This is a genomic window from Veillonella sp. S13054-11 (assembly GCF_002959795.1).
GTDB lineage: Bacteria > Bacillota > Negativicutes > Veillonellales > Veillonellaceae > Veillonella > Veillonella parvula_E.
Window position 1 is genome coordinate 295,795 of the sequence record NZ_PPCY01000002.1, and the last position, 8,230, is coordinate 304,024.

Annotated in this window: 3 protein-coding genes, 2 tRNA genes, 2 rRNA genes and 1 pseudogene; 1 reads left to right on the forward strand and 7 read right to left on the reverse strand. The window is 43.4% G+C overall.

Annotated elements, in window-relative coordinates; all coding sequences use genetic code 11:
* Positions 1-101: 101 nt before the first annotated feature.
* From VPHSUH08_RS09645 to VPHSUH08_RS03385, 3 genes and pseudogenes are all read right to left on the reverse strand, one after another.
* Positions 102-587 (reverse strand): annotated as a pseudogene (locus VPHSUH08_RS09645) (ABC transporter ATP-binding protein); the annotation flags it as partial.
* Between the two features lie 111 nt (positions 588-698).
* Positions 699-1,673, reverse strand: a complete 975-nt coding sequence (locus VPHSUH08_RS03380; protein ID WP_233189867.1) for an efflux RND transporter periplasmic adaptor subunit — start codon at positions 1,671-1,673, stop codon at positions 699-701.
* An 87-nt stretch (positions 1,674-1,760) separates the two neighbouring features.
* Positions 1,761-3,461: an efflux transporter outer membrane subunit gene (locus VPHSUH08_RS03385; protein ID WP_024061123.1), complete on the reverse strand. Its 1,701-nt coding sequence runs from the start codon at positions 3,459-3,461 to the stop codon at positions 1,761-1,763.
* A gap of 168 nt (positions 3,462-3,629) precedes the next feature.
* Between VPHSUH08_RS03385 and VPHSUH08_RS03390 the strand changes: the two genes are divergently transcribed.
* Entirely contained in the window at positions 3,630-3,908 is a 279-nt protein-coding gene (locus VPHSUH08_RS03390; protein WP_004696724.1) for a helix-turn-helix transcriptional regulator, read from the forward strand.
* Positions 3,909-4,033: 125 nt separating this feature from the next.
* Here VPHSUH08_RS03390 and VPHSUH08_RS03395 read toward each other — a convergent pair.
* The 4 genes from VPHSUH08_RS03395 to VPHSUH08_RS03410 form a co-directional block, all read right to left on the reverse strand.
* A tRNA-Arg gene (locus VPHSUH08_RS03395) sits at positions 4,034-4,110 on the reverse strand.
* A gap of 112 nt (positions 4,111-4,222) precedes the next feature.
* Positions 4,223-4,298: transfer RNA gene (locus VPHSUH08_RS03400), tRNA-Trp, on the reverse strand.
* 1,160 nt (positions 4,299-5,458) lie between these two features.
* Positions 5,459-5,575: ribosomal RNA gene (gene rrf / locus VPHSUH08_RS03405) — 5S ribosomal RNA — on the reverse strand.
* Between the two features lie 222 nt (positions 5,576-5,797).
* Positions 5,798-8,230: ribosomal RNA gene (locus tag VPHSUH08_RS03410) — 23S ribosomal RNA — on the reverse strand; the annotation flags it as partial.

The window sequence follows — 8,230 nt, forward strand, 5'->3', positions numbered from 1 at the left end:
GTCAACTCATGCGGTGTCCCGGTTGCTAAAAAGCGCCCCTTATTGAGGACGAAAACATCTTTACAACGCTCCGCCTCATCTAAGTATGCAGTGCTAACAAGTACGCTAATTCCATCTGTACATACCAGCGACTCTAAGATCTCCCATAACTCCCGCCTTGAAAATGGATCGACCCCTACGGTAGGCTCATCGAGCAGTAATAGCTCCGGAGAACGAACCAATGTACAAGCTAGGCTAAGCTTTTGCTTCATACCGCCTGACAATTTACCGGCTTGACGCTTAGTAAATTTGGCTAGCCCTGTCATATGCAGTAATTTTTCAAACCGCTTCGTTCTCACATGCAAAGGAATACCGTGTAAATCTGCATAGAGATTCATGTTTTCACTGACGGATAATTCCTCATAAAGCCCAAATTTCTGAGGCATATAACTGAGTCTATCTTGAACTGCCTGTGAATGTGCTTTCACATCCATTCCGAGGACCTCTAAAGAACCAGCCGTGGCATCCAATAAACCAGCTATCAAACGAATCAAAGTCGTTTTCCCCGCCCCATCTGGCCCGACCAACGCAGTTAAACAGCCTTTTCGAATTTTAAAATCCAAATGGTCCAATGCTATTATAGGATCATCTCCGACAAGGAGAAATTCTTTATATAATTGTGACGCTTCGATTGCATATACATCATTCACCGCACACCTCTATATATCAATGGAAACAGTGGCAGGCATTCCTAAACGGAGACGATTATCAGGATCATCTACATATACCCGCACTTCATATACAAGTGTAGTACGCACATCCTTCGTTTCTACCGATTTAGGTGTAAATTCCGCTACGGAGGATATATATCCGATTGTACCGTGAATCGGTTCGTTCTTATATGTATCCGTTGTTACATTTGCATCCATACCGTTATAAATTTTTCCTAAATCCCGTTCGTTCACATATACACGAACCCATTTCTTAGTATTCTCAGCCAATTTAAATACAGGTGTATTCGGTGAAGCCATATCACCGACCTGTAATAATCGGGCCGTTATAATACCGTCTATCGGGGACGTTAATACAGATTGGTTCAACAAGAACTCCTGACGGGCCAGTTCGCTTTTCATCGCATCCAATTGGGCTTGGGCCTGTGCTATATCTTCCTGTCTTGGCCCTGCGACAGCTAAATTGTATGCTTGCTGAGCCTCGTTTAATTTGGCTTCCGATACTTTCACCTTCGCCTGTATATCATCTACAGACTGTCGACTAACGGCCTTACCATTTGAAGCATTATAGGATTTTCGTAACTTCTCTGCTTCCTGTTTCGATTGCGCTAACGCAGCTTCTGCAGATGTAACTCGTGCCGATGCTTGAGCGATTTCTTCTGGTCTACTGCCGGCCTGCAACTTGGCCACTATAGCTTCCTGTGCTACAATGGTAGCCTTAGCCTGCTGTACAGTAAGATTCAATTCATCAGAATGTAAATACCCCAAAATCTGCCCTTGGCTCACCACCGCACCTTCATCCACCAAAAGGCTGGCAATCCGGTCACTTCCCCGAAATGCAACATTAACTTCACGCAGATTCACGTTGCCTTGCAACACAATATGATGAGAGGCAATGTACGCTTCGTATTGATTATAAGCATAATAACTTACTCCACCCAAAATTATTAGAAAGGCAATCATTATACCTGCGCACTTTTTTCTATTATTCGCCATCCACCCTTTAATGACATCAAGTTTCTCTTTCATAATCATTCCCCGTTTCTCACACTATTTCTTAGCATGCGAGTCCGCCTCTGCCTCCTGATCCATGTCCATGGCTTCCCAACCACCGCCTAAGGATTTGAATAAACGAACGGTATCAGCAAACTCTTGCCCCCGACTCATGATATATTGCCGCCTTGCAGACAATACATTTCTTCGTGCATCAAGAACACTTAAGTAATCGCTAAGACCGGAGTCAAAATTGGTTTGCGCCAAAGATTCCGCTTGCTGTGCAGATTCTACAGCAGATTTCAATTCCTCGGACTTAATATGATCCTGAGATGCATCCGTTACCGCATTTCGGACCTCTCCTACAGCTTTCAAAACAGTCTCTTCGTAAAGTGCCAAGTATTCCTGTTCCTTTTCCGTTTGTACTTTTATATTCTTACGAATAGCACCGGCATTGAAAATAGGCATAGTGATAGATGGTCCTATTCCTATCATTTTACCGATAGCCGAAATAAGACCTCCCGATGAAAACGACTCCAAGCCTATACTGCCATTTAGTGAAAATCTAGGTTTAAGATCAGCCTTTGCAGCCTTGGTTTTCTGTTGTTGCGCCGCAATACGTCGTTCCGCCGCCTGAATATCAGGCCGTTGTCGTAAAGCTTCCGCCGGTATGCCGATAAATATGTGTGGATTCACCGTAGGTAATGAAGTATTTTCCATCAATAACCCGTCAATCTCGCCTGGAACTGTTCCTGTCAATATAGAAAGAGCAGCCATTGTGGAAGCTATATTTTTCTTTAATGAAGGAATCTCCGCTTGAGTCTGAGATAATGCATATGTAGCCTGTTGCACAGGTAATTCATTAATAATACCAGACTGATTATTTATCTTAATCAGTTCCAACGCTTCCTGTTGACGCTTCACATCATCTTCTGTTATGCGCAATTGCTCCTGTAAAGTTCTTAACGACATATACTGTAATGCGGTTTCCGCGCTCAAAGATACCCAGGTGGAATATAAATCCGCCTGTGATGCTTGTAACGAATTCGATGCAGCACGTGATTTTGCTTTTTGTCTTCCGAATATATCAATTTCCCATCGCGCATCAATTCCCAATTTACCGGTTTCTACATTTCTCGTCATCTTATCAGATATAGGTAAATTCTTTATCGCTTCTCGGTCTGAATCCCATTCACCCTGACCTCTATTAGCCGACCATGAACCGGAAGCATCTAGCCAAGGTAATCGCTGTGCTTCAGCAATACCCAACTGTAACCGTCCTTGTCTAACTCGAGAACGAGCTACCTCTAACTGCCGATTATTTTTGAGGGTCAAATCAATTAATTGATCCAATACGGGATCATTAAAAACCTTCCACCAGTGGGCTAACTCTTCTTCACTGACCGCGTTCCCTTCCACAACCGCATACGGTAAGGGATGTTTTCCCGCTTCTTCTACCCAAGAATGTTCATTCAATTCTTTAGTTGCTTTTTGTTTCTCTGAAAGCTTAGTCTCATCAGCAGCAGTACTCTTTTTCTTCTTTTTTTTGCCATCTTTGTAATACGATGCAATAACAGGACTGCCTTGGTCAGAATCGTCAACAGTTTTTTCAGACTTATGCTGTATTATCGTATTATCTCGACGCGTTTGATTCGTATCTCTATTTGATTGACTAAAGCTGATTCCAGCGCTAGCACTCCAAGCCCCTAATGCTAAACATATATAAACAATTAAAAGTTGTTTTCTATTCGTCTTCATAGCAAACCTCTTTTCATTTCCATATATATCAGTATCATTATATGTTCATCTTATAATATAAAACCATTATGTATCAATAATATGAAGTATCATTTCAATCTAACTTGAGTTTTATCGAACTTTCACATAAAATAAAAATGTATTAATATAATTCAAGTGGAGGCGATTATGTATATCGGTGAAATCATTAAAAGCTATCGCGAACAACATAATATGACAGTTGAAGAATTCGCAAATAAATCGAATCTAAGTCAAGCAGAAATCACCCAATTGGAAGAATTATTTCAAAGCGATGGAACAACACCTTATCCTGTTGCAATGCGACAAATTAAAAGTATAGCTGAAGCCATCGAACAGCCAATCCCCATCATTATGAATCTTATTTCTGCAGATCAAGAAATTGTCGTTAACGTAGTAGCTGAATCAGATCAGCCACATGCGAAATAATAAAACTTAGTTAATTAAATAAAGATCATTAGCTCATAAAAGGACCCTACATAAATATGTAGGGTCCTTTATATACATATAAAAAGCAAAATAAAAAAGCACCACATTACTGTGATGCTTTAATTTGGTGACCCAGAAGGGATTCGAACCCCTGGCCTTTTGATTCGTAGTCAAACGCTCTATCCAGCTGAGCTACTGAGTCATGTACAAGGTACTCACTTATATTAACATAATGATTGCGGCTACGCAAGCATTTTTTAATATTTTTTGAGTAATTTTATGGACATGCGGCCCGAAGACCGCCATCCAAATTTTGGCAGGGGCAGTAGGACTTGAACCCACAACCAACGGTTTTGGAGACCGCTACTCTACCAATTGAGCTATACCCCTATATTCATCAAGCTTTGCTTGATACTTGATTAGTTTAACAAATATTACATACTATGTCAAGAAATATAGGCTTATTAATCAATAAATAATAAGAAATATTAAAGGAAAAGAGCCCTCTTTCAAGGGCTCTTATGTCTACTTAACTTTTACCTTTATATATACGGGAGATGGTATATATAATTAGAGAGTTTTGTATATGTATTGTTTTGTTTATACACAGGGAGAGTATTGTTGTGTATTTAAGTGTTGTTTTATGTGTTGTATTGTTTTGTGTTGTTTGTATTATTTGTAAAAGGGACAGGTAAAAGTTATTAGTAGTAGACCTCCATTTCCTTAGTTGATCTCAATCAACTATAGCTAGTATATAGATAGTTCGTGAAAACATAGTGAAAGTGATATGAAATATAATTAAAACGAGTAATTTTTGGTACATTTTGGTATATTATTAAATATCAGAAAGATAGCTATAAAGCACGTATTTACTAGGCTAGATAGGGACCTATATAAAAAAGTGATAATTCTATGCATGAATAGAATATGTAATAAATAGTAATTATTAAAATTTATAATTAGACCTTCATTAATTATATTATCAATTAATTGATAATATAATTAAAAAATAATGAACTAAGCGATGCAGTGAATCTGTCGTCGTTTTATTCTTTTTACCTTTAACTTGCCCTGCTTACCAGGTCCCCCTGGGAGGATAGGAAGCCATATACAAAAAAAGACACACCCTCAGGTGTGCCTTTAGCTTAATCAGCGGCTTCCTATCAATCCTCACTGTGGATTTTCCTTCACTGCTTCGCAGTTCGGTAAATCTTACGTTCGGAAGAAGGTGATGTGTGGGCCCCATACTTCGTTTAATCCTAATTACTTTTCCCTTGCCCTACTTGCTTCCTCACTGTGGATTTTCCTTCACTGCTTCGCAGTTCGGTAAATCTTACGTTCGGAAGAAAGTGATGCAGTGAATCTGTCGTCGTTTCACTCCTCCATCTTCTACTGCCCTACTTTTCCCACGCCGTCTTATTGATTAATACACATAGACCATACTTCTACAACCTTGCCTGAAAACGGCTCTAGAAGGAATTAGAATGTGCTCATTAGAGCACAAAAATAGAGGGCCAACCCTTTTGGGTTGACCCTCTATTGTATGCTTCAATCAGCGACTTCCTATCCTCCCAGGCCGTCTCCAGCCAAGTACTTTCGGCGTTTATGAGCTTAACTACTGTGTTCGAGATGGGAACAGGTGGATCCTCATAGCTATCGCCACTGAATCTGTCAGAGTTTGTACTCTGAAAACCACATAGAAGTTATATATATATTTGTTGCACATTCTGCTTAATGTTTTGTTGTATGTTGCGTCCCATACTCAAAGTACACGTCTAGAGGATTGCGTCGAAGCCTGTGGATTTCACATCGTGAAATCTTACGTTTCGACGTAAGCGACTCCACGCAACTTGTGCGTCGCGTTGCTCCTTCAAGTTGGTTACGCTGCTTAAGTAAAGCCCTCGATCGATTAGTACCAGTCAGCTCCAAACCTCACGGCTCTTCCACACCTGGCCTATCTACCATGTCGTCTACATGGGATCTTACTAGCTTTTGCTATGAGAAACCTCATCTCAAGGCTGGTTTCACGCTTAGATGCTTTCAGCGTTTATCCGTCCCGAACGTAGCTACCCAACTGTACCCTTGGCAGGATAATTGGTACACCAGCGGTTCGTCCACTCCGGTCCTCTCGTACTAGGAGCAGCCCCCTTCAAGTTTCTTCCGCCCGCGATGGATAGGGACCGAACTGTCTCACGACGTTCTGAACCCAGCTCACGTACCACTTTAATCGGCGAACAGCCGAACCCTTGGGACCTACTTCAGCCCCAGGATGTGATGAGCCGACATCGAGGTGCCAAACCTCCCCGTCGATATGGACTCTTGGGAGAGATTAGCCTGTTATCCCCAGGGTAGCTTTTATCCGTTGAGCGATGGCCCTTCCACTCGGCACCACCGGATCACTAAGCCCGACTTTCGTCCCTGCTCGACCTGTCCGTCTCGCAGTCAAGCTCCCTTCTGCCTTTACACTCTTCGAGCGATTTCCGTCCGCTCTGAGGGAACCTTTGGGCGCCTCCGTTACTCTTTTGGAGGCGACCGCCCCAGTCAAACTGCCCGCCTAAGACTGTCCGGCCGGTCGTTACTCGGCCCGTTAGAAATCAATTAATGAAAGGGTGGTATCCCAACAGCGACTCCCCTAAAACTGGCGTCCTAGGTTCTACGTCTCCCACCTATCCTGTACATTCATTAACTAAGTTCAATCTTAGGTTGCAGTAAAGCTCCATGGGGTCTTTCTGTCCAGTCGCGGGTAACCTGCATCTTCACAGGTACTTCAATTTCACCGGGTCCCTCGTTGAGACAGTGCGCAAGTCGTTACACCTTTCGTGCGGGTCGGAACTTACCCGACAAGGAATTTCGCTACCTTAGGACCGTTATAGTTACGGCCGCCGTTTACTGGGGCTTCAATTCAGAGCTTCGACCGAAGTCTAACCCCTCCTCTTAACCTTCCAGCACCGGGCAGGTGTCAGCACCTATACATCAGCTTTCGCTTTAGCAGGCACCTGTGTTTGTGGTAAACAGTCGCTTGCGCCTCTCTTGTGCCACTCATTCATGCTCCAAGCGCTTCTGCTCTTCACACTACATGAGTCCTCCTTTTCCCGAAGTTACGGAGGCATTTTGCCGAGTTCCTTAACGAGGGTTTTCCCGCGCACCTTAGGATTCTCTCCCCGCCTACCTGTGTCGGTTTTGGTACGGGCGATGTGTCTCTACCTAGAAGCTTTTCTCGACAGTGTAGGATCAATCACTTCGCGACTATTGCTAGTCACTCGTCATCACATCTCAGCTTTTAGAGCTACGGATTTGCCTATAGCTCAACCTACCTGCTTAAACACGCTCTTCCAATCGCGTGCTGACCTACCTTACTGTGTCACTCCATCGATCAAACGATTCACACCGGTACAGGAATTTCAACCTGTTGTCCATCGCCTACGCTATTCCGCCTCGGCTTAGGTCCCGACTTACCCTGAGACGACGATCGTTGCTCAGGAACCCTTAGGCTTTCGGTGGAATGGATTCTCACCATTCTTTTCGCTACTCATACCGACATTCTCACTTCTCATCAGTCCACAACTCCTTACGGTACTGCTTCAGCCCGATGAGAACGCTCCCCTACCCATATACATTGCTGCATATGACACGACTTCGGTTTTACACTTTAGCCCCGGACATTTTCGGCGCAGAGTCTCTCGACCAGTGAGCTATTACGCACTCTTTAAATGGTGGCTGCTTCTAAGCCAACATCCTGGTTGTTTTGGAAATTCCACATCCTTCGCCACTTAGTGTAACATTGGGGACCTTAGTCGGTGTTCTGGGCTGTTTCCCTCTTGACAATGGACCTTATCATTCACTGTCTGACTCCCGAGTATAAGTATAGCCATTCGTAGTTTGACTAGGTTCGGTAACCGGTATGGCCCCTAGCCCGATCAGTGCTCTACCGCCTATACTCTCTACCTCGAGGCTAGCCCTAAAGCTATTTCGGGGAGAACCAGCTATCTCCGTGTTCGATTGGCATTTCACCCCTATCCACAACTCATCCCAAAGCTTTTCAACGCTCACGAGTTCGGTCCTCCACACAATTTTACCTGTGCTTCAACCTGGCCATGGATAGATCACTACGGTTTCGGGTCTACTATTACTAACTGAACGCCCTGTTCAGACTCGCTTTCGCTGCGGCTCCATGTTTTCCACTTAACCTCGCTAGCAACAGTAACTCGTCGGTTCATTCTTCAATAGGCACGCCGTCGTCCTGATATATATACAGACTTCGACTGTTTGTAGACATACGGTTTCAGGTTCTCTTTCACTCCCCGCCAGGGGTTCTTTTCACC

Bases quoted from the DNA above. Each gene is read 5' to 3' on its own strand.
- VPHSUH08_RS03390 (WP_004696724.1), top strand. From the start codon at position 3,630: ATGTATATCGGTGAAATCATTAAAAGCTATCGCGAACAACATAATATG.
- VPHSUH08_RS03380 (WP_233189867.1), bottom strand. From the start codon at position 1,673: ATGATTGCCTTTCTAATAATTTTGGGTGGAGTAAGTTATTATGCTTAT.
- VPHSUH08_RS03385 (WP_024061123.1), bottom strand. From the start codon at position 3,461: ATGAAGACGAATAGAAAACAACTTTTAATTGTTTATATATGTTTAGCA.